Here is a 21,283-nt window from a genome sequence, read left to right on the forward strand (position 1 = left end):
ATAATCTTCCTTCTGTACTTCCTCCTTACTATATCTACGATTTACTCGATGGCTGAAATTCAGGACAGTCAGTCATTTTTCCAGTTTAAGTCTTCTTCATCTCATTGTAAGCCATCATCTTCATTATTGTCAATGCAGATGTAAAGACACCTAAATTGAAAAAGAAAAAGCCGAATATACACATAGAATCGAATCTTTTCGATCTAAAATGCACAAGGGCTTTGATTTTTCATAATAGATTACATCTCGGTCTCACAATCACATAGAAATTTAAGTCGTTCCATCTTAAAATTTGCATTTGCCAGGATTTCCGGCCAAATCGCCACCATTTGGTAAATTTTATATTGATTCTCCTTAGGCAGACTACTCCAATTGACAAGGGTTGGATCTGTTTTCTTCGTCTTGTCTTTCACATTCCCCTTTTTCCAGCCAGCCCCTTTACGATAGCGGCACCAATGAGTATGTTCATATGCAACAAGCATATCCAATTCTCTTTGTGTAAACTCTACAATAGGTGGAGTTTCTTTAACAGAAATAACATCATAATTAATCGTCAGCAAAGCATTGGGAATATTTCTTGCCTGATTGCGAGCAGATTCTTTAAGATCTTCGTCAAGATCTTCCCATTTTTTTAGTAATTCAGAATCTACATTTGTATTATGCTGATTGAGTTCTCTATATTTTTCATGAATGGCAATTGCTAGACTTTCAATTTTCTCACTAAAAAAAGTATCATGCATCAAGTGGCGTAGAAATTCCTCTTCATCAACATGTAATTTCAGCTGCTCTTGGGACGGCAAGTATGATTGTTCCCATTTTTTTGCATTCGTGAGCAGACTCATTTCCAGTATGGCTTCCATAGACCTTGATTCATGTTTATATCTTGGAATTTTAAGCATTGCCCGCAATACTCCATTATCAATTTGAGCTTCGCCTTTATCTTTGATAAGGTGAGGTACTTTTCTCTCTAACAGGGCACGCAATAGCATCGCCCGACGAATAATGAATAATTGATCGTTGTGCTGATTAGTCTGATTGGGCCCCAATATATTGACATAACCTCTTAAGCGGCTTAAGAAATCCGGCCCCTTTGCCCCTTTGAAATCTAGCAAAAAGCGTTTACGTTCCTGTTCATCTTCAATATCCTCACCACAAAAGTCTTGCAGGGTACTGCTTGTGCCGCCAGCAAATACAAAGATCGCTTTGCCAATCGAATGAAGAGAGTCCCCTTCCCTAAACACACCATCCTGCATAGGTGCTAAAAAGTATTTTAGCCAACCCAGTTTTTCTCCAAAAGGAGAATCAAATTCATCAAAAAATACTAGGGGAAGCTTACCTTCCAGACACACATCTCTTACCTTGTGAAAGGCATTAATTAACTCCAGGGGAGTGCTTAGTTGGGATAAATTAAAATTTAGCTTCTTAATGAGTCTAGGTGCAATACTGGAGGCGATTTCGGTTACGCCAAAGGACTTTCCTGACCCGGGAGTTCCAAAGACTGCCATACACAACGGACGAGGTGCATTATTCGTAGAAATATACTCCGTCATTAGGTTCTTAATACTTCTGTAACTTTCGATTTCTCCCCTATCCACAGTTTGCAAATTTCCAAACTGGGCAATCGGTATAAATTTAAGCGCATCTTGTACACCATTTTTGACAATGTTATACGCAATTTCCGCCAAGTTGGTTGAGCTGTTATCTTTGAGTATATACCAGCAAGACTGACAGCTTACATTGTCTGCAAGCCGTATAACTACATCTTGCACATGTTCTTTATATATAAAGTCATCTTCACCTTCTAAGAATATCTCAGGATTAGGAAAGGGAGCAATTCCAATCGTTTTACCGAATCCTTCGATAAAATATTTCTGTGCAGCAACAATTCCTTCCCGTATCCCTTCTCCTATTGATACAGACAGCTCTTCGTTATTGTCATATCCCGCAACAATACTGCGGGCAATTCCTGACACAAAGCATGAAGTAAAACCTGACATTTTCCCCTGACTATCCGTAATAAACTCTCCCTCAAATTCGTAAGGTAAAAAATATAAACACGATTCAGGCACGCCCTCATTCTTATAATAAATAGCGCCTTCGAGACCAAAAAGAACAACAAGGTGACGACATTGCGTCAGAAAAGCAAGATTCGGACTATTGTTTATCTGCCACACAAAATCCTGTGCAGTCCTTTCCCAGGAAAGACTTCTGCTAATGTTAACCCCTTTTGAACGTAAATCATCACTATTAATAATAACGATCGTTTTATCCATATGATTTTTCTCGAGATTTTTCCAGAGAAGAGTAGTATTGATTGGGTTACTCATTTTATATAAAATAATTGGGGACTTATCAGGCATTTTTACGGCTAAGGGCCAAAATTCTTCATTCGAATGATAGCCGTTATTTTCATCATCAATGATAACCATCTCAGCATTCGCGTCATCATTTGCAATTGGCAGCAATTTAGGCACACCAGAAGCAGGTCCAGCAAACCCTAGAAGACGCTTTACTCTGTACACTTTATCATTATTCTTTTTATTACCAAACCTAGGAAACAGTTCTACTTCTGCCATTGCTCTAAGATATTCCTTGGATGCAATCGATTCAAGATCTTGTATGTGAGGAGACAGTATACAAGACCCTGTTGCCAAGGTTACAAGCTTTGCTAATAACAGTGCTTCTCCTGGCATTAAAATACTATGGATGTTTAAACTATTTTGCCAATTTAACCCTGTATTATTTTGCGGATCTGTAGTCCAATATAGAGAATTTATACATATATCTCCGGATATGGCAATTTTTAAGTTGTTGCGTTGCATACTGATTACTCCTTGCAAGGTTATTTTTCTATTCTTAGACAGGTACAAATAATATATGGAAGAACTAATGCAGCCGATAAATACATTATATGTTAATTATGATTGAGTATCCACTTATTTCGCTTACATAAAAGGCACTATTTGCTCATCATCAGCAAATAGTGCCTTGGTCATACACATCTAATTTATAGCCTTACTCTTGTTTATATTCTCCCTTGCAACCATAAAACTCATGTCAACCGTTTATCAAGAATGTACTGGTGAATTGCATAGGCAACACCATCTTCATTATTAGACAAGGTTACATACTTGGCGGACTGCTTTACTTGTTCTTCCGCATTGGCTACTGCGATTGGATAACCAGCTAACTCCATCATGCTGATATCATTATAATTATCGCCAAATACCATTGTATTAGCAAGATTAATGCCATATTTCTCAGTAAAAAAGCGCAGTGCCTCCCCTTTGGAAGTACATTGAGCCATAATATCAAGACCATTTTTCTCAGATGAAACAATGGTCAGCTTCCCTTCTGAATTATGAAGCTGAGAGAATTCATCGATTTGACTTTTATTAAGTTTCCATATAAATAATTTCAATAGCTTTCCTAGAGGTAAAGCATCAGACTGAGTGATCTCTTTTAACGGTACTCGCAACGAGAGGTGTACCTTAGCATTATACTGATGAAACACAGCAACTCTTTCACTATTTTTTCGATGATAAATACAATCATAACTACTGACAGTAAAATCATAATCTTTTGCTAAACAATATTCAATTATGGTACGGTCGGTGGGTGAAGGAAGGTGCTTACTATATAGTATCTCTCCCGTATCTTGCCAGCGAACTAAGCCGCCATTACAAGAAATAATTGGTGTTGAAATTCCCAACTGACGGGCTATGTCCTTAACGTAAAGATCATTTCTCCCAGTAGCCAATACCACCATAATCCCACGTTCTTGTAATATGCGTATGGCACTAATGTTTGCATCACTAAGAGCCATGGACGAATTCAGAAGCGTGCCATCTAAATCACATACGCAGCATTCAACATCCATATCATTTCTCCTTCAAGCAAGTTTCAGGTTCTACGTCTTCTTGCGCTTATAATGTTACTTATTTATAACAGGAAGTGTACTTAGAAAATAGCAGGTTTCAGAATCAGGAACCTCTACTCTCAGAGTTATCGCAGCGTAATCTACGAAACTTTTTAATTGCTGAAAGTCGGTCTTCCTCTCGCTTTTAATCTGTTCACTCCAATCCGGAGGCTGCAATGCCTCACCAGCATGAATACGGTCAAACATACAAGCAGCATGCAAATAAATACGAACAATAGCATCTTGTGATATTTTTCCATTGAAAAAATAATGTTCAATTTTTTCAACTAACTCTTCACAACAAGCTTTAACTTGATTTACTGATAATGTCTTTACAAATTTATTAAGTTGCCCAGCAACTAAAGCATATGCCTCTCCTTTTGCGCATTCATCCAGACTTATTTGATTTTCTTCTATTGAGTCCAACTTTAGCAAGGCACAAATACGATGAATGCCATCTTGCGAAAATAATTCACTGACATGTACAAAAGGTATCGCTTCTAACCTTGGATCAATACTGCCAACAGCAATTCGCAGATCCTCTCCAACCTCTTCAGCCATCCCTTGTATGTCACTCATAGCCCCCGCGGTAATAAAGCTCATATTGTGAGTTTCCGGAATATTGTCAAGCAATATTTCTTTAATTTTTTTAGCTACCCCTTCCCCGCTAGAGCAAGTAACTAAAATAATGCCTCTACCTTCTTTACGATCAACTTTAGACTGTCTTTTCTGTCTTAAGGTCAACGTATATTCATCATATGAGGTATAAATATTAGATACTGCCTGTTCTAGATTATCATCAGTTGTTAATACTCTTCTTCCTGCTTCCAAAACCAATGCAGTAGTAACATTAGGAATAATTTTTAAGGGGACATGGGTCGCTTTGGCAAGCATGTTTTCCATTGTAACTAAAAAACCCATATCTACCAAGATAATAACTCCACGGCCTTCATTGGCCTTTAAGACCACTTCCTGCAATTCTTCTACCGTTTTTGCATTACTTTTATTTAAAGGAATATCATAGGATTTCACATGATCTGTACCTAACAAGTTATTGGCTACCTCTGCCATGTTTTGTGCAGTCCCTCGCCCATGTGCCACTATAATCAGACCGATTCTAGATGTGGCGATATCATCAGAACCATGAATTAAAAACATGGCAATAAAACCAAGCTCATCAGGAGATATCGTGACATCAAGCTTTCTTGCTAAAACAGCAGCATTGTGCTGTACTATGTCAAATGCCTGCCCATGTTCAGTTTTTATCGCTTTAAGATTGGGATTATAGACGACTCGCCCTGATGCGACTCGATCCTTAAATTGCTGCAAGTGCAGTGCCAATGCGACTAGCGTTTTTCTGCCATATTTCCGATTCATCTTGCCTGCAGCATCATTCAAAAGTAAATTTGCAGCTTCCCAAAAGTCTTGTTGAATAATACTGATCGGCATATCAGAATGCTCAGGCTTGAAAAATGCCTGGACAACTGACTCAAAATATTTTTCTAAATCTTTTCCGACTTGATATTCGACATCTTCATCCGACATCCGCATCTGCCGATGGCTAGCAATTTTCTTATCAATAAAACTGTAGAGATCAATAGGCAAATCATAATTATTGGATAAATTTTGAGTTAAAGGCTGCCCTCCAGGTTCAACAACAAGACCATCCTTAAAGAGCTTATTAATAGAAGCATCAATGACCTCTTGATGCCTGATGACCATGGAAAATATCCTTTGTGGTATCACATTTGTATCAATAGTTAGTTTATCCACTGTTGATGCCAAATAAGATAGATAGCTTCTTGCGCAGCATAACTGTAAATCATTGCGCAATTCACCAATATTGGCTGGACAATTATAATACGTAAAAGTACGTAAGGCTTCTCCTGAAATCCATATTGGCAAATCCAAACGAATGGCCTCTTGTTTTACAAAAAGAACAATTAAACCAATTCTTTCTTTTACGGGTCTTTCGCTAATTCTGGGCAAGGTAATTTGTACTGGTATACGACGTCGAAATGTCATCAACAATGAACTGGAAATATCCTCAGAAGTTGCACAAATCAACATTACTTGCGCTTTTCGCTCTTCTCGACTCTCACCAAGCCTTCGGTAGATCCCTTTATCCACCAACGTAAAGAGCAGCTCCTGTCCCGCTGGAGGAAGCCTATGTATCTCATCTAAAAATAAAATTCCTCCACTTGCTCGATCCACCAGACCTTCGTGTTCCTCATTCGCACCTGTAAAGGCACCTTTGACATAGCCAAAGAGCTGAGAAAGCAGCAGTTGTGAGTTATCTGCATAATCAGCGCAGCTAAAAGTAACAAACGGAACCTTTTCATTTCCGTTCCCTCTCCGAGCCCATATTTGCGCTGCATACCGCCACATTGCTTCCGCCATCAAACTTTTACCAACACCACTTTCACCACAAATCAGCGTGTGTAAACCATTTGGCGGATATACTACAGCAGCCTTCGCTAACTCAATTTGGGCCTTTATACTGCCTTTACTTCCAATGATATTTGAAAAAGGAATCTCGTGATCAGCATCGTTATTCTTATTTTCTGAATTTTTTTGACGCAAGGCTTGAAATTCGTTAGCCTGACTATTTCCATTCTCAATAGCAAAATACATGACTGGTCGTGTACCATTTTTTTCAACATAACCTAATTTACATAATTTATTTAGATCTGCCGAAGCATCACTGCGATGAATCTCTAATTCGGCAGCAACTGCAGCAGCACTTACACCAACTGCTTTACCTGCTGTGAGACCTTCCTTTGTGATTCGTTCTACATATTCCATTACCTTATCCATTCTAGCAGCCATTACCTTCACTCCTTACCCCAAAAGCCACAAATGACGATACTGTTCCATAATCTTTTTAACCTAGCGGATGCTTTATCGATTTAAAATTCCTTCTAATACTATATTGTAAGTCTTTTAGTAATGGTTGCCAACGATTAATGTTAACATTAATTGTTGGCAACCATGCTTAGCTTATGCTTTGACTAAAGGCACCCCATATTCACTGGAAATCTCCTTTAATTCCTCAAGCAATTCCTTAGGAATTTCAATCCCTTTCAATAATAACTGTTGTTCTAAAGTCTGCTCCCGTTCTCCTGGCAAGTATATCTCACTAACACCAGCTGCTTTTTCAACAGCTTTGATTTCTTCACAAAATTTATCAGTACGCTTATAGTAGTCATCTTTGCTAATAAACCCATCAACTTTTATCACAATAATAAGATGTCCAACGTCAGCCTGATTATGTGTACCTTGATAAGAAGCCACATCTTGGCCGAAGGCAGCTCCTGTCAGTACACCGCTCAAATGATCAACAGCAAGCGCCAATGCATAGCCTTTGGGTCCAGCCATTGGCAAAATCATACCTAACAGTGCTTCTTCGGCATTCGTAGTTGGACGCCCGTTTTTATCCAGTGCCCATCCTTCTGGAATCGTTAATCCCTGTTTTGCAGCCGTAATAATTTTCCCTCGGGCAACAATGCTAGTGGCCAAATCAATTATGACCGGATTTTTTTCTAACCGAGGAAATCCTATAGCAATTGGATTAGTACCTAAATACGCTTCCTTGCCGCCCCAAGGAGGAATCGCTGATAAAGCATTCGTAAAAACAATGGAAAGATAATTGCGTTTAGCTGCCATGTCACAATAAAATCCTGCAGTTCCAAAATGATTGCTACTCCTGACACCTACTGCGCACAAACCAAAGTCTTCTGCCGCATCCATGGCCGCTTCCATTGCCTTGGCTGCAACCACCGAACCGAGTCCATTATCACCATCCACTGCAAATAAAGCAGGCCAAAGTTTATTAATGGTAATATTCGGCTGAGAATTTATCGATCCATCCTTTATTCTCATAAGGTATCGAGGGAAACGGCTGACCCCATGAGTCCCAACTCCCCATAGGTCAGCTTTTAAAAGATTGTCAGCAACAATTTTACCATCTGCCGCGGGCACACCAGCCTTTATAAGCACCTGTACAATAAATTGATGCAGTGAACTAACAGAAAATATATTTTGCTCGCTGCTCATACCATAATCTCCCCTTAACTCTACTCATTATGAATCCACAAAGTAATAAGTTTATTTAATAATACCTAATGCCCCGCCAATCAATGCAAATGCAAATAAGCTTAAAAGCACGTTAATAACGCGGTGCCCTTTCATGATTGCTCGCCAGCTAACGATAGTTAATAATAAAGGCAATGCTTTCGGAACGATCTGATCCAATAATTCTTTAAAGACTATTTTCTTACCCGCAATTACCGTTTGCAAAGCAATATCAACAGTTATAAACTTACAAACCATGATTCCTAATACAAATAGACCCATTATGGAGAAAAAGGTTGTTAATTTTTTAAATAAACCGCCTTCTAGTATGGTCGTTACTGCAGTTGTACCTAGTTGATAGCCTTTACGAATGCTTAAGCGAGTAATTGTATAATCATACCCAATCATACCGATTGCAAAAGCCAGTGGTCCCAGAAAACTGCCAGTAGACGCCCAGCCAAGGCAGATACCTAATAATACGGGCTTATAGAGTGCCCCTGATATCGTATCACCAATTCCTGCTAGGGGTCCCATTAACGAACTTTTTAAATCAATAATGGTTTCCTCTGAGATATCTTCACCCTTGGCTTTTTGTTCTTCCAATGCAATGGTTATGCCATGGATAACAGCTCCCCAGCGAGGTTCCGTATTAAAAAACATCATATGCCTTTTTAAGCCAGCAATTACTTCCTCTGGTTTATCAGGATATAATTTTTGTATGATTGGACCAATCATAGATGCAAAGCCTCCAGCCTGCATTCTTTGATAGTTATAGGATAAATGACTCATCAGCCACCAACGCAATGTGGCCATTTCAATATCTTTTGAGGTTAAGCTTACTCCCGTCTCTACTTTTTCAGCCATTATATTTCATCCTCCTCGCTCATACCAGCTGGCACCTCTTTAGGCTGCAACGAAATGTATATATATCCCATTGCAGCGCCAATTAAGGCTGCAAATAATAAATTATTCATCCCCATATAAGCACTTACCGCAAAACCAAGACCAAAAAAGACCAGCAGATCTTTACGAGCCATATATTTCAACAGCATGGCCACCCCTACAGCCGGCAGTACTTTGCCGACAGTGTTAAATCCAGCAATCCCCCAAGCTGGCACCGAAGCTAATAATCCGTCAATAACAGTCGGACCGTAAAAGGCTGCCAAAAACGCAGGAATTCCTCTTACCAGTATGACAACCGCTTGAGAAGGTAAAGCCTGCATCAGCATAATACCTCGAACATCGCCTTTTTCTGCATACTTATCCTGTATGGAAGGCACCATTGAATTGATAGACATAAATAAAATCCAAGCATAATTGCCAATAACGCCAATGGAAACAGCAACTACAACTGCCTGTTCCGTACTCATATTACTTTGTATTGCCACTGCAGTGCCCAGCAATCCTGCTGAATAAAGATCTGATGGATTGGCTCCCCCAGTACTGTTCCAGCCTAAAAAAGCTACATTAATCGCTGCTCCAATGATCAATCCTTCCATTGGTTTTCCATAGATCAGTCCCACCCAGAATCCTGCCATCAGCGGTTCTCTAATTAACCACCACCCAATAGGGTTTGATGAAGATTGCGCCCAAGCTAACAATCCTACAAAAACAGCTTGAATCATAATTTTTCCTCCTTATTTCCAACTTTAAAAACTTACGCTTTCCATTACTTTTTCGTATTCCATTGGCTTGTCTTCAGGAGTCGCCTGGAAAAATACATTTACGCCTCCACTGCTCATCTCCGTTAACATAGCAGCGTCCTCTGGATTTAATGTCATATTGAGATAAACTGCTTTTCTCCCCGGTCCTGCACCCAGTCCGCCGATTTGCAGTTGCTCAATAGGAAAGCCCTTTTTCCAAACTTCAAGTGTGGTATGAACATCTTTAAATAAAACCAGTGCATTCCCCTCACCCAGCTGATTTTTGTTCCATGCTGCCATAAATGTGTCAATGCCCACTACGCTGCATTTCACATCAGCAGGTGTAGCCATTTTATAAATATTACTCATTACCGGGTCCTTCGCCAACGTATTATTGACAACAATAATCTTAGTAGCTTGAATTGTTTTTAGCCACTTCGCCACTACTTGTCCATGGATCAGGCGAAAGTCGATTCTGATTAAAGAAAGTTTAGCCATATATTTCATCCTTCCTAGCGGTTTTATATTTTATATTCGATACTCTCACAAACTATCTAATTCCTGTACTTCAACCAGGATGTTTTGGCATCCATCACGTCCTGCTTTAATTACTGCCTTTGCTAATTCTTCCCCTCGCATCCCCATCCGAGCAGTTACGGCTTCAATTACCATACCAAGACTTAAGCCAGCAACCGCACTCACATTCCTAGTGGTTGAAATAGCTGCTGAAACATTGGCTGGAGTACCGCCAAATAAATCACTAATCAGCAAAGATCCCTCTGTCATGGACTCTAATACCTTATTAATCTCTGCCATAAAATCAGCCGGTTCCATACCTGGCATCAGAGACAACGCTTTTACACTTTCCATTGGTCCCATGATCATTTCAGCACTTTTAACTAATTCTTCGCCAAATTTTCCATGAGTTACAATAACGATACCTGGGATACCTTCTTCCAATTCGTTACTGGTATCTGACATTATAATCGCCTCCTTATCTTACAATTTGCTTACTTACCTTGTTGACGTGCCTTTTGAATAGCTTCTACAAACTCTCTGGCAGCTAGTGTAACTTTGTTGTAATCACCATCTTTTTTATGAGCTTTCGTCACATAACTGCCTACACCGATTGCATCGCAGCCTGCATGAATCCACTCATGTACGTTTTGAGGCGTTGCTCCGCCAGTCGGCACAATGGATGCTTGGGGAATCGGCGCCTTGATAGTTTTTACATACTGAGCACCTAAGAAATCTGCTGGGAATAACTTCACCATATCAGCACCAGCCTCTAGTGTTTCCACGACATCTTTAGGAGTCATAGCACCAACAATAGATATAGCCTGATAGCGGTTGCTTACTTTAACCATATCAACATTTAAATGAGGACTAACTAAAAGCTCAGCTCCAGCCAAGATGGCTGCTCTTGCAGTTTCTGCATCTAAAATTGTTCCAGCACCGATAACGACTTCACCATTTTTATAGGTTTGAGATAAAGATTCAATAATTCTTAATGCACCTGGCACACTCATCGTAATTTCTACTGCCCCAACTCCGCCTTTGATGCAGGCTTCCGCAATTTTTTGCGCTTCCTCTGTATCATCACTGCGAATAATAACTACAATACCACCATCAATTATTTTACGTAAATTTTCAAACTTTTTACTCATTATTCATTCCTCCTAATTTTTATATTATTATTTTACAACTGAATATTTAGCCTCAGAGCCGGATAAAACTCGTACTATTTCTTCTGCTGCCATGACACCAGCCCCCACAATTGCCTCATTGGTATACGCACCGGCATGAGAGGTAAAAACTACATTTTTCAGCTCCATCAAAGGCGAATTTTGGGGTGGCTCCTGTGCAAATACATCCAAAGCAGCACCAGCAATGATACCTTCCTTCAAGGCCTTATACAAATCATCTTCAACAATGAGTTCTCCTCTAGCCGTATTAATAATATAGGAGGTCTTTTTCATCTTACGCAGCCTGTCCATATTAACCATACCAGCGGTTTCTAACATTGCAGGAGCATGCAAGGAGATAAAGTCGGCTTCTGAAAATACTTCATCTAAGGATAAATAGGTTACACCATAATTGTCAATAAACTCTTGTCTAGGGTATACATCATAGGCAATAATTTTCATACCAAAGCCATAAGCACGTTTGGCTACCTCGCCGCCGATATTTCCCATACCAATGATTCCCAAAACCTTTCCTCTCAGTTCAACACCGGTATGACGATACCACTCTCCCTTTCGTATGGAACTATCCATTTGGGGAATTTGTCTAGCGATTGCCATCATTAATCCTAGTGCTAAATCAGCTACAGATTTACTATTAGCGCCTGGAGTGATCGTAACTGCCACGCCATGTTCTTTAGCAGCATCTACATTGATCGTGTTGTATCCCACGCCTTGTTTAGCAATGACCTTAAGTGTCGGAGCCCCTGCAGCAATTACCGCCGCTGTAACTATTTCACTTCCCGCAATCATCCCCTCGACTCCCTTTATCATCTCCAAAAGCTCATTCTCTGTTAATGCACGATCATGAGGGTTTACTATCAGTTCATAACCTTGTGCATTCAAGATTTCCATAGCCTCTGGTGAGCGAGAGCGCTCTCTAGATCCTATCAAGACCTTTTTCTTCATAGAAGCAACTCCTTTGTTAGAAATATCTAACTTCTTGAGAATTATATTTCCCTACAAGTAGAATTATCTATAATTATTATGCAAAATCCATGCCACTACACATCACCCTAAAAGTCTTTCTTAGCTTACCTCCTTCACTACAGAAAAACAGAAAGTAGTGTAGTACTATCACTACACTACTTTCTGTTTTTGGTGTACTAGCTAATTCTATATCACCATTAACAACCATTGCCAGTATATTTCTTGCTTTAATGGAGGATACTCCCCAATAGTAGTTCCTATGAATGATCTAAGTAAAAAACATATTTTATAGTTAGGAGATGTCAATATGAACAAGACAATCTTCATACTCTTTTTTATGATAGTATTATTTTTTCTCAGTGCTTGTAGCTCTTTAAATGCCCCCCAGGAAAAGCCAGAGGTAGAAGCAGATCCGCCAATTTCTAACCAACCACTAGCAGAGCAAGAATCTTCTTTGCAGCTAATGAACGAATTAAAGCAGTTTAATGGCAAAATCGGTTTATATGCACGCAATCTTAAAACGAATCAAATTCTTCAATTTAATCAAAATATGATTTTTCCCACAGCATCCACCCATAAATTAGTTGTTGCAATTTCCGTCTATAAATATTTATATCACGATGCCTCTACTAGCGAAAAGCAGCACTATGATGAGAATATTAAACAAATGATGATCGTCAGCGATAATCCTGCTTTTTATGAGTTATTGGATATTATAGAAGCAAAGCAACCGGATGCCCTTACTCGCGTCCTAAGTGACCTAAATCTTGTCAATACCAGAATCCACAACCGTAAGGCTTTCAAGGAATATGGATATCACAGCGTTACAACCCCTTATGAAATGTCGCAGGTTTTTGAAACAATCTATAATGAAACCTATCTTGGAAAAGAATTCTCATCCATTTTAAAAGAAGAATTGAGCAATACTATATTTCAAGATGAAATTCCCCGCTTTCTGCAAGGGAAAAAGGTACTGCATAAGGTTGGAGAGCTTCCTGGAGTCCAATGTGATGTAGGTATTATTGATGACGGGCAGAATGTGATTCTAATTAGTCTGTATACTACAACCGAGCAGCCGCTGCCTTATGCCAGTAATTTTATTGCTGATATTTCTGCCAAGTCATACAATATTTTAAAATCCTTACATCTGTAACAAACAATAATAGTAAAGAAAAAACACAACCATCCAGTGGTTGCGCTTTAGTATGAAAAATTATTCAGATTTATTTGCTAGAATTGTTAGAGTCTTCTTTTCAGCTTTTTTCTTCTTCTTTTCCTTATTCTTTGGGCTCTTATCTCCCATATCGAACATCTCCTTTTCTATAATAAACCTAGATTTAGTATACCATAGTTTTCCATATTGCGACGTTGCTTATACAATCACATTCAGGCATACGTTCCTTTACAGACAGGAGAAACATGCAAATATCATGTTTTTCATTAAATAACGTACTATTTCATGAAATACCTATATAAATTATTTTCATAGGACCATCATTCTACTATTTGTTTCAACTTATTTTAACAGCAACATATACAAAGCCGCCTCCAAATCTGGTCGTTTCCAGCCAAAGACCCAAATCAAAAGTAAGCAAACGTCCTCCATCATAACAAGTAGCTAAATAACAATTCTGACTTTCGTCATAAGACAGAGAAACAAGTACAATCCAGTGCCAGCTTTCCAGAGCTATTACTCGTCCTTTATGCAAATTCAAAAATGCAATCGGACAATCCGATGCGAGACCTTCTTCTAAGAATTTTACTACTTGAAAAAGTGATTGCCGCTTGAATCTAAATGCAGAAAGGCTAAGTTCACGACATTGCCAACTTAGTCCATAATACGCTGCAAGAACATTTACTCCCCTGCAAAATTTTCCAGTGCTATTGAGTCCCAATAACCAATTAGGAGTAACAAACTTCCATACATCCTCCAGTATTTCTATTATGGTGGAAATACTATGGTCTTGGTATGGCAAAGTTCCTCCTTCACGTTTATTTAAATACAAAAGCAGCATGGCAGCTGCCGTGGGACCGCAGCCTCTCGTCTTCTGAAAAGACGTCTTATACCACTCTTGATTATAACCATATACTATAGGACTGCCTGTTTTTAGCTGTAACCATTCAGGATGCTTGATTTCCATTTTCCATCCCCCTTAACTGACTTAGTAAAATCCAATAATACTAGTATTTATAAGATATGCTAAAAGAATAAGTACTTCCATTAAAACACGCACTTCTTTCTTCAATATATTTAGCAAGCCACTGTATTTATCCTGCAAATTAAACTAATAGACAAATGTAAAACCCCGTTCAGTTTATTGACTGAGCGGGGTTTTACAGACAAAGAATCTTTACAGTTTTAATCATTCAATTTCTCACTTAGACGATATAAATATAATAAAAAAACGACCGTCAGTACAAGATGCAGTACATTCGATAACCATGGCTCTATAACAAACATAACATCGTCTCCTTTATAAAAACTTCAATTATCTGCCATTACTTTAATTATCGTAATAAATAGAAGATTTTTACACGTGTAAAATGTCATAGTTTTCTAGGCCTTTTGTCCTTTTATTGTACAATAAGACCGTCTGACTTACAAGGAAAGACGGCCTTATTTTCATAGTCTACTCCAGATCATCACCAACAATCTCTAGTATTTTAGTATTATTATCTGAATCGATACCACAAATAACATATTTGTCTTTATATTTACTACTATCTTCATTTTCCAAAGTGACAGTCTTTTGAGTATCATCCATAAAAACAATATTGATTTTTATGGCATTTCCTTCCTCCACAACATTCGTGACTTTTCCTGTACTAACCATTGCTACACCTCCTTTAGATTATATTTCCATAAATGATATTTTTCATTTGAAAAATATCTTATGAAGAATGAAGAAAAAGGATTTTTTTCGATGATATGGAATTATATATACAAAAAATGATAATAAATAGGAGAAGGTGTCAGAATATGCATACACCACAGCAAGTCAGGCAACCCATACAAGCGCTTACTCCAGTAATTAGACCTAAATGGAGTATCTGGTGGAAACTACTTCGTCCACACACCTTAACAGCCTCTTTCGTACCAGTAGCTATTGGCACCGTTTTAGCCTTACCTTCCCATCAAATTCGGCTAGACTTACTATTTATTATGCTCCTAGCAAGTATTCTCATGCAAATTGCAACAAATATATTTAATGAATATTACGATTATAAACGTGGCTTGGACCACGAACACTCTTTGGGAATTGGTGGTGCTATTGTTCGCCATGGTGTTGATCCTCAGCAAATCTTAGCTGTTGCACAATGTACAGTGATTTCGGCAATCGTATTGGGACTCTATCTTTGCCACGAAAGCAGCTGGTGGCTGCTCCCTATTGGACTTTGTTGTGCTGCTGTAGGCTATCTTTATTCTGGCGGTCCTTTTCCTCTTTCAGCAACACCATTTGGTGAGCTGGTTTCAGGTATTTGTATGGGACTCGTCATTATTATGATTTCCTTTTATCTTCAAACTGATACTGTCTCCACCATAGCCGTTATGGGCTCAATATCAACTTCTATTTTAATCGGAGCTATTTTAATGTCTAATAATCTTCGTGATTTAGAAGATGACAGAAGACATGGTCGACAAACTCTGGCAATCCTTTTAAAGCGAACCAAAGCAACTTACTGTTTAATCGGAATGTTTTCTTTCTCTTATGTATGGATCTTATTTTTAGTGACCATTGATATACTGCCTCTTTGGGCTCTTTTATGTTTCATCAGTATCCCCAGAGCCATCCAAGCTTCACAAATTTTTCTTAAAAATACAACTCCAGAATCTCTAGCGCCAGCCATGGTAGCCACAGCACAAACCAATACTCTTTTTGGCTTTTCCTTGATTCTGGGGCTGCTCATTCAATATTGGTCTGCCCACTAAAAATGAACTTACATCTACTACCCTAAAGGGATAAAGGCTCTGCATCCATGAATTGATAAACGAACCTCCTGCAAACTCACGTTAGAGTTTTTGCAGGAGGTTCTCGTTTATCATGATTTAATTTTTACAAAGTACTGTCAAAGCAATGATTTGATCAATGCTGATCCAAACGATCTGTCCTGGAATAAACGGAAAAGATGGGCATGTCAAAGACAAAATCACAAATTCTTGCATTGTTTTTACTTCATGCTCATAATCATTTTTATGTTCTTCAAAACCCTTTTTATCGTGGGATTTATGTTCCTCCCAATCATTTTGTTTATCATCATGTTTATTTTCATGACAACAGCAATCTCCCACCTCTTTTTTACTATCATCCTGCAACTCACTTAAGCCATCAACGGAAATCAGTAGATGCTTGGAACTTCTTTTTAACCTGAGCTCAGATTCTTCAAGAACAACACCAGTAAATATGCCTTGCCCATTTACTCGTCTGCAATGTTTGGTGTCCGCAACGGCAGTTGTAAGGATTGTCACTGTCGAACCAAAATCAAGCTTTAATCCACTAGGATGCTGCTTTATAGACAAAACGTTCAACTCCTACTCATAAAATTTGGGGTTTACTTTATTCTATTCAAGGAAAATATGAACGTGATTATCAAGAATCTTTTCGTGAAAAAATCAGTACTACTGTTGATCCCGCAGCACAGTTCCTTCCTAATAACAGAAAAATAATGCCGCCATTGTCTCGATATTAAGTAACTATTACATAATCACTTTCATATTATGAAGTAAGCAGTAAGTCAAATTGTAAAAAGGAGAGATATCAATATGGGATTCCCAAAAGACTTCGATTTCGCCAGTTGCCTTCATGTAACTTTGGTTCTCAAGGATTTTCAGGTACTGACTGGACGGTTTAAAGGTCTGATAGGCGATCGGACAGAACACGATTGTTGCGACAAAGACCACGAATATGAACACGAACACAAACACGAAGATGAAAAATGTAAAAAAGACGATAAATGCTGTAAATCACCAAAATTGGACATTGATGTTAAAGTAGAGGACGATTGTGAATTTATTCTACTAGAGCTGACAAGATCGGCTGCAGCAATAAATCTCAGCTCATTTACCTGCAACGTACACGATGACTGCATTAAAGACATAGATTTCGTTATATCCGGAACAACATTCCCCGTAGGCACATGCGTTGCTATCAATGTCTGTAATATACTTTATGCCGGTCCATGTGCTGTTTTCTGCGATATACCTTTCCACATTGGCAGACACGTGACTGGCAACGGTCTAACTATATCACTGAAAGAGTAGCTCTCTATGCTTAAATAAAATATCTATGTTAAGTACATTCTCTACTAACTTGGATCTGACTTGTCAGTATGACTGCACTTGACCTCGCCTCCTATAAGATATGAAGAAAGGCACTAGTGTATAGTGCCTTTCTTATTTATTAATATGCATCCCTTTTCGGATTAAACTCTGCTGCTTCTACCCAATCATTAACATGGTTTAGCATTTCAATAATATTTTCAATCACTTCTACATGTTTTTCTTCTTCCTGCATCAGTTTTTTAAAAATAAGCTTTGCCTCAGGATGATTTGAATCTTCTTGCAGTCTTTTATAAAGTGCAACGCTCTCTTCTTCTTTTAGTAATGCAGCCCGGTAAACATCAGACTGTTCGTCTTTTAACTTTGCAATAAGGTCAGTTTCCAGAACAAATGTTTTCTCTTTGTTTCTAGAAAACACATTTGGCATATCATGTAAAGAAGAATCCGAAATAGGATTGAATATTTGACTTTGAGCTAACTGAATAATTTTATAATGGCGCTGCTCATCCTCTGCAAGACCTTCCAAGACTGTCTTAAGATCATTATCTCTTACTTTATCAGCCAAATCTCGATAATACTTTTCTCCATCTAATTCCATTTGCAATGCAAAATCAAAAATATCCATGCAGCTATACCCCTCTCCCATTTTCTGTTTATAATCATATTAGGTGATTTCACTTTCCAATGAATCCTGCTTTTAAATTTAGATGCCTTCCGTTTAAATCAAGCTATTATTACCTATATTTACCACAGAATATAAAATTCCTGCAAGCAATTTTTATGCTTTCTGCATAGGCTTATTTCTTCAATCCATTCTAGTTTCATAGATATGTTTACTCTTTATTCAAAAGCGATTATTTAAAATAAACTTATTAATAGCATTAGCTACTCCCTCGTTGTCATTGGAGCCGGTTATGTAATCCGCCCTTGCCTTTACAAGCTCCGAAGCATTTTCCATAGCAATCCCCAAACCGGCAAATTCAATCATGGATAGATCATTAGCGCTATCCCCTATGGTAATGATCTCTTCTCTCTTTAGTTGATAAAACTCTGCAAGTATTGCTACCGCTTTGCCTTTAGAAACTCCTTTACGAGTAATTTCAATATTATACCTTGAAGAATCGACGATTTCTAATTGCGGCACATTCATTAATTCATTCCTTAAGGCAGAAACTAACGCTGGATTTCTATAAATAACTTCACTTTTTACAATATTATCTTGCTCTTTATGTAATACTTTTTGCCACTGGTCCCAAGAAAATACATATTGCAGATCCAGTTTATTGTTTCTGACACCCCATAATTGACTTCCTAAATAAAAGATTTTAAACATAATATTACCATAATAAAATTTATGGGGTGTACAGAAATAAGGCTTTATTTGATGTTTGCGAAATATCTTCAGTATTTCGAGTGATACTTCTGAACCAAGAACATCCTTGTAAAGTACTTTATCATTATTTTTTTCTTTTATAAATGCTCCATTTGACGCTATTACCGGAGACTGTACACCAAGAAGATTGGAGTAGTATTCTGCATCCGTATACATTCTTCCAGTGCTAATGACAATATGAACACCTAGCTTATGTGCCTTCACTAGTATCTCTTTTGTTCTTTTGGTAAGCATATGCTTTTTATTGAGAAGTGTTCCATCAATATCAATACAGACTAATTTATATGCCACCTAACTCCCCTTCTTCTCTTATGTATTTTATTTTTACTTTTATCTATAGTATATACAAAAGGTACTCACATTACGATTTCATTCCCGCTTGCAGCTCAATTAAGAATCATTTGATTCGAGCCGCTAAGATTACAGGACGAAAAAGTGTCATTCTGACGTGTCAAAAGCATCTAGTCGATTACTTTTGGCTACATAATAATGGACCTTCTAAATCAACGTATGATGGTTCCCAATGGTGTGATATGACGCTCACATTCTAAAGGTCAACTGATATCATTTGAAGATAAGAAATAATGGGGAGCATAAAGCTCCCCATTATTTCTTATTCTTTGATAGAGAATATGTAACTTTTTCTATTACCATCGAACAGTTTTAGAATCACCATTCATTGTACGGAATGTTGCCTCAGCCTCTTCAATATAAAACAATTCAAAGATCGCATCATCAACACTATAGATTTGGCTGAGAAAAGGGGCAGAATTCAAAGCTGCCTGTTTGGATTGCTTATTAGTATTAAATACAGCTTTGCCTGACAGACGAAGCCATTCTCCGCTTTGAGACGTTGTAGATACTTCAAAATGTGGATTTGCTTTGAGCTGCTTGTACACATCTTTTTGGTTGCTGGTATCAAAATGCAGCTTACCTTCATAATTCATCACAAATCCAAAAGGCCTTACTTTGGGTATATTTCCATCAATAGACGCAAGATAGAACGTTGGGTTATCTTTCAGAAATTTTAGAACTTCATCCATCATAATTACTCCTTTTCATTTTGATATACTACTAACTATTATACAACTAAAAATTGACCTCTGTCATTTTTTATCCTTACATCGTCTTAATTAGTCTCTCCATCTTGTATGCCCATATGTATATACTAAATTAAAACAATGAAACCTGTCCGTTTTTTAAAGAGGTTACTACGCGATCCCTTATTTTGCAATCTGAATAGAGTTGATTAAGCAGCAAAGGCGACTGACGGTCATGCTGCCGCATATTCTGGTAAATCTTATTCTCATTCGATGTAGCATAACAATAAACACAGCCATGAGAACAACAATCGTAGGCACCAATATCGATACTTTCGATACAGCTGCAATGCGGTCTTTGATTCAAATCTCTTTTCCCATTAATAGTATACCCGATGATATTTTCAATTGTTTTTTGATTAATACAGGAAGAATGTCTAATACCATAGTTACTAAAATCTATTTTCTCCGAACAGGTTTCTAAAGAAAGTTTATGGTCCTTTGCAATTTCAGAGAAGGCACAAGCAATTTTATTCCGATTCTCAAAATCTACCTCTTGATCGATGATATCTTTTGTGCGCTTTTTTATTTTGGCATATAATTCTACAAAGCTGAAAATACACTTTGTTGTGTAGTCCTTAAGGGAACAGCACATGTTGTAAAATTGTTCAAGATGATAATCCACAGAAAAACTGTTACTTATAATAACAGGGTCATAGCGCCAGATTACCCTTTGCCTGCCAATTTTTTCACTCAATGCCTTAAATCCTTCCATAATTTTAGCTTTATCCGCCAAGTGATGTTCTATCCTATGATCATAGGGAGTGAGCGTAAATTGAAAATAATAAGAATACCCCATCGCATTGATGATATCCAGCTTATTTAACATTGGCTGGGCATTTTTTGTCCAAAAAACAATGCAATCTACAACATCAGCAGTCAGAGGGACTTTACTAACCTGCTTAGGATTCATGGGATTGACAGTATATACAAAGCCTTCTTTTAAGCGATTAACAATCCAATCAGAATAGAATGCCGGAATATCGGTGCGTCTGCTGGCACTTATAATCATTTTCTATCACCACCACCAATAGCAAAATTTTCGTATTTAATCTTTCTATATTTACGGTTAGCAACTTTCCCAAATGCGCTTGGGATAATTTCCTTATCTATAGTATTTACCAAATGCTAAGATTAACCTTCTGTTAACTATAAATTTTAACATATTAAAAAACCATCTAAACCTTAGTTCAGATGGTCTTTA

At 37.9% G+C, this 21,283-nt stretch carries 20 protein-coding genes; 3 read left to right on the top strand and 17 right to left on the bottom strand.

Features of this window, described 5'->3' with window-relative positions:
* Positions 1-239: 239 nt before the first annotated feature.
* The 10 genes from BMZ99_RS01225 to BMZ99_RS01270 all read right to left on the bottom strand — a co-directional run bounded on the left by BMZ99_RS01225 (position 240) and on the right by BMZ99_RS01270 (position 12,287).
* Positions 240-2,822, bottom strand: a complete 2,583-nt coding sequence (locus BMZ99_RS01225) for a RyR domain-containing protein (protein ID WP_090932148.1) — start codon at positions 2,820-2,822, stop codon at positions 240-242.
* A 230-nt stretch (positions 2,823-3,052) separates the two neighbouring features.
* Positions 3,053-3,880, bottom strand: a complete 828-nt coding sequence (locus BMZ99_RS01230) for an HAD family hydrolase (RefSeq protein WP_090932150.1) — start codon at positions 3,878-3,880, stop codon at positions 3,053-3,055.
* A 54-nt stretch (positions 3,881-3,934) separates the two neighbouring features.
* Complete coding sequence (locus BMZ99_RS01235; RefSeq protein WP_175490448.1) at positions 3,935-6,748, bottom strand: sigma 54-interacting transcriptional regulator; 2,814 nt, start codon at positions 6,746-6,748, stop codon at positions 3,935-3,937.
* 171 nt (positions 6,749-6,919) lie between these two features.
* The gene (locus tag BMZ99_RS01240) at positions 6,920-7,975 is read right to left on the bottom strand and encodes an Ldh family oxidoreductase (protein WP_090932152.1); all 1,056 of its coding nucleotides are present in this window, start codon (positions 7,973-7,975) and stop codon (positions 6,920-6,922) included.
* Between the two features lie 51 nt (positions 7,976-8,026).
* The gene (locus tag BMZ99_RS01245; protein ID WP_090932153.1) at positions 8,027-8,857 is read right to left on the bottom strand and encodes a PTS system mannose/fructose/sorbose family transporter subunit IID; all 831 of its coding nucleotides are present in this window, start codon (positions 8,855-8,857) and stop codon (positions 8,027-8,029) included.
* Positions 8,857-9,618 (bottom strand): PTS mannose/fructose/sorbose/N-acetylgalactosamine transporter subunit IIC, encoded by a 762-nt coding sequence (locus BMZ99_RS01250; protein WP_090932155.1) that lies wholly within the window; start codon positions 9,616-9,618, stop codon positions 8,857-8,859. The genes BMZ99_RS01245 and BMZ99_RS01250 overlap by 1 nt, the downstream gene beginning before the upstream one ends.
* Before the next feature lie 24 nt (positions 9,619-9,642).
* The gene (locus tag BMZ99_RS01255) at positions 9,643-10,134 is read right to left on the bottom strand and encodes a PTS system mannose/fructose/N-acetylgalactosamine-transporter subunit IIB (RefSeq protein ID WP_090932157.1); all 492 of its coding nucleotides are present in this window, start codon (positions 10,132-10,134) and stop codon (positions 9,643-9,645) included.
* 45 nt (positions 10,135-10,179) lie between these two features.
* On the bottom strand, positions 10,180-10,617 hold the full coding sequence (locus BMZ99_RS01260) for a PTS sugar transporter subunit IIA (RefSeq protein ID WP_090932159.1): 438 nt from the start codon (positions 10,615-10,617) through the stop codon (positions 10,180-10,182).
* 29 nt (positions 10,618-10,646) lie between these two features.
* Positions 10,647-11,303, bottom strand: a complete 657-nt coding sequence (locus BMZ99_RS01265) for a bifunctional 2-keto-4-hydroxyglutarate aldolase/2-keto-3-deoxy-6-phosphogluconate aldolase (RefSeq protein WP_090932161.1) — start codon at positions 11,301-11,303, stop codon at positions 10,647-10,649.
* A gap of 27 nt (positions 11,304-11,330) precedes the next feature.
* A complete protein-coding gene (locus tag BMZ99_RS01270; RefSeq protein ID WP_090932163.1) occupies positions 11,331-12,287 on the bottom strand; it encodes a phosphoglycerate dehydrogenase in 957 nt (318 codons plus the stop codon).
* A gap of 328 nt (positions 12,288-12,615) precedes the next feature.
* Between BMZ99_RS01270 and BMZ99_RS01275 the strand changes: the two genes are divergently transcribed.
* Positions 12,616-13,461, top strand: coding sequence for a serine hydrolase (locus BMZ99_RS01275; protein WP_090932165.1), 846 nt, complete (start codon positions 12,616-12,618; stop codon positions 13,459-13,461).
* A 358-nt stretch (positions 13,462-13,819) separates the two neighbouring features.
* Here BMZ99_RS01275 and BMZ99_RS01280 read toward each other — a convergent pair whose 3' ends face one another.
* On the bottom strand, positions 13,820-14,449 hold the full coding sequence (locus BMZ99_RS01280; RefSeq protein WP_090932167.1) for a hypothetical protein: 630 nt from the start codon (positions 14,447-14,449) through the stop codon (positions 13,820-13,822).
* A gap of 489 nt (positions 14,450-14,938) precedes the next feature.
* Positions 14,939-15,142 carry a hypothetical protein gene (locus BMZ99_RS01285; protein WP_090932169.1) on the bottom strand — a complete coding sequence of 68 codons (204 nt, stop codon included), beginning with the start codon at positions 15,140-15,142 and terminating at the stop codon, positions 14,939-14,941.
* 146 nt (positions 15,143-15,288) lie between these two features.
* Between BMZ99_RS01285 and BMZ99_RS01290 the strand changes: the two genes are divergently transcribed.
* Positions 15,289-16,239, top strand: coding sequence for a 1,4-dihydroxy-2-naphthoate polyprenyltransferase (locus tag BMZ99_RS01290; RefSeq protein ID WP_090932171.1), 951 nt, complete (start codon positions 15,289-15,291; stop codon positions 16,237-16,239).
* A 117-nt stretch (positions 16,240-16,356) separates the two neighbouring features.
* Here BMZ99_RS01290 and BMZ99_RS01295 read toward each other — a convergent pair whose 3' ends face one another.
* Positions 16,357-16,827, bottom strand: coding sequence for a hypothetical protein (locus BMZ99_RS01295; RefSeq protein ID WP_090932173.1), 471 nt, complete (start codon positions 16,825-16,827; stop codon positions 16,357-16,359).
* A 243-nt stretch (positions 16,828-17,070) separates the two neighbouring features.
* Between BMZ99_RS01295 and BMZ99_RS01300 the strand changes: the two genes are divergently transcribed.
* The gene (locus tag BMZ99_RS01300; RefSeq protein WP_090932175.1) at positions 17,071-17,568 is read left to right on the top strand and encodes a hypothetical protein; all 498 of its coding nucleotides are present in this window, start codon (positions 17,071-17,073) and stop codon (positions 17,566-17,568) included.
* 139 nt (positions 17,569-17,707) lie between these two features.
* On the opposite strand, the gene BMZ99_RS01305 is transcribed toward BMZ99_RS01300, so the two are convergent.
* The 4 genes from BMZ99_RS01305 to BMZ99_RS01320 all read right to left on the bottom strand — a co-directional run bounded on the left by BMZ99_RS01305 (position 17,708) and on the right by BMZ99_RS01320 (position 21,091).
* Positions 17,708-18,211, bottom strand: coding sequence for a ferritin-like domain-containing protein (locus tag BMZ99_RS01305; protein WP_090932177.1), 504 nt, complete (start codon positions 18,209-18,211; stop codon positions 17,708-17,710).
* A 219-nt stretch (positions 18,212-18,430) separates the two neighbouring features.
* On the bottom strand, positions 18,431-19,270 hold the full coding sequence (locus tag BMZ99_RS01310; protein ID WP_090932180.1) for a Cof-type HAD-IIB family hydrolase: 840 nt from the start codon (positions 19,268-19,270) through the stop codon (positions 18,431-18,433).
* A 356-nt stretch (positions 19,271-19,626) separates the two neighbouring features.
* The gene (locus BMZ99_RS01315) at positions 19,627-20,025 is read right to left on the bottom strand and encodes a pyridoxamine 5'-phosphate oxidase family protein (RefSeq protein ID WP_245754759.1); all 399 of its coding nucleotides are present in this window, start codon (positions 20,023-20,025) and stop codon (positions 19,627-19,629) included.
* Between the two features lie 127 nt (positions 20,026-20,152).
* The gene (locus BMZ99_RS01320; RefSeq protein ID WP_090932183.1) at positions 20,153-21,091 is read right to left on the bottom strand and encodes a DUF1848 domain-containing protein; all 939 of its coding nucleotides are present in this window, start codon (positions 21,089-21,091) and stop codon (positions 20,153-20,155) included.
* Positions 21,092-21,283: the final 192 nt, after the last annotated feature.

This window comes from Pelosinus propionicus DSM 13327 (genome assembly GCF_900114615.1).
Lineage (GTDB): Bacteria > Bacillota > Negativicutes > DSM-13327 > DSM-13327 > Pelosinus > Pelosinus propionicus.

Bases quoted from the DNA above. Each gene is read 5' to 3' on its own strand.
- BMZ99_RS01225 (WP_090932148.1), bottom strand. From the start codon at position 2,822: ATGCAACGCAACAACTTAAAAATTGCCATATCCGGAGATATATGTATA.
- BMZ99_RS01230 (WP_090932150.1), bottom strand. From the start codon at position 3,880: ATGGATGTTGAATGCTGCGTATGTGATTTAGATGGCACGCTTCTGAAT.
- BMZ99_RS01235 (WP_175490448.1), bottom strand. From the start codon at position 6,748: ATGGCTGCTAGAATGGATAAGGTAATGGAATATGTAGAACGAATCACA.
- BMZ99_RS01240 (WP_090932152.1), bottom strand. From the start codon at position 7,975: ATGAGCAGCGAGCAAAATATATTTTCTGTTAGTTCACTGCATCAATTT.
- BMZ99_RS01245 (WP_090932153.1), bottom strand. From the start codon at position 8,857: ATGGCTGAAAAAGTAGAGACGGGAGTAAGCTTAACCTCAAAAGATATT.
- BMZ99_RS01250 (WP_090932155.1), bottom strand. From the start codon at position 9,618: ATGATTCAAGCTGTTTTTGTAGGATTGTTAGCTTGGGCGCAATCTTCA.
- BMZ99_RS01255 (WP_090932157.1), bottom strand. From the start codon at position 10,134: ATGGCTAAACTTTCTTTAATCAGAATCGACTTTCGCCTGATCCATGGA.
- BMZ99_RS01260 (WP_090932159.1), bottom strand. From the start codon at position 10,617: ATGTCAGATACCAGTAACGAATTGGAAGAAGGTATCCCAGGTATCGTT.
- BMZ99_RS01265 (WP_090932161.1), bottom strand. From the start codon at position 11,303: ATGAGTAAAAAGTTTGAAAATTTACGTAAAATAATTGATGGTGGTATT.
- BMZ99_RS01270 (WP_090932163.1), bottom strand. From the start codon at position 12,287: ATGAAGAAAAAGGTCTTGATAGGATCTAGAGAGCGCTCTCGCTCACCA.
- BMZ99_RS01275 (WP_090932165.1), top strand. From the start codon at position 12,616: ATGAACAAGACAATCTTCATACTCTTTTTTATGATAGTATTATTTTTT.
- BMZ99_RS01280 (WP_090932167.1), bottom strand. From the start codon at position 14,449: ATGGAAATCAAGCATCCTGAATGGTTACAGCTAAAAACAGGCAGTCCT.
- BMZ99_RS01285 (WP_090932169.1), bottom strand. From the start codon at position 15,142: ATGGTTAGTACAGGAAAAGTCACGAATGTTGTGGAGGAAGGAAATGCC.
- BMZ99_RS01290 (WP_090932171.1), top strand. From the start codon at position 15,289: ATGCATACACCACAGCAAGTCAGGCAACCCATACAAGCGCTTACTCCA.
- BMZ99_RS01300 (WP_090932175.1), top strand. From the start codon at position 17,071: ATGGGATTCCCAAAAGACTTCGATTTCGCCAGTTGCCTTCATGTAACT.
- BMZ99_RS01305 (WP_090932177.1), bottom strand. From the start codon at position 18,211: ATGGATATTTTTGATTTTGCATTGCAAATGGAATTAGATGGAGAAAAG.
- BMZ99_RS01315 (WP_245754759.1), bottom strand. From the start codon at position 20,025: ATGATGGATGAAGTTCTAAAATTTCTGAAAGATAACCCAACGTTCTAT.
- BMZ99_RS01320 (WP_090932183.1), bottom strand. From the start codon at position 21,091: ATGATTATAAGTGCCAGCAGACGCACCGATATTCCGGCATTCTATTCT.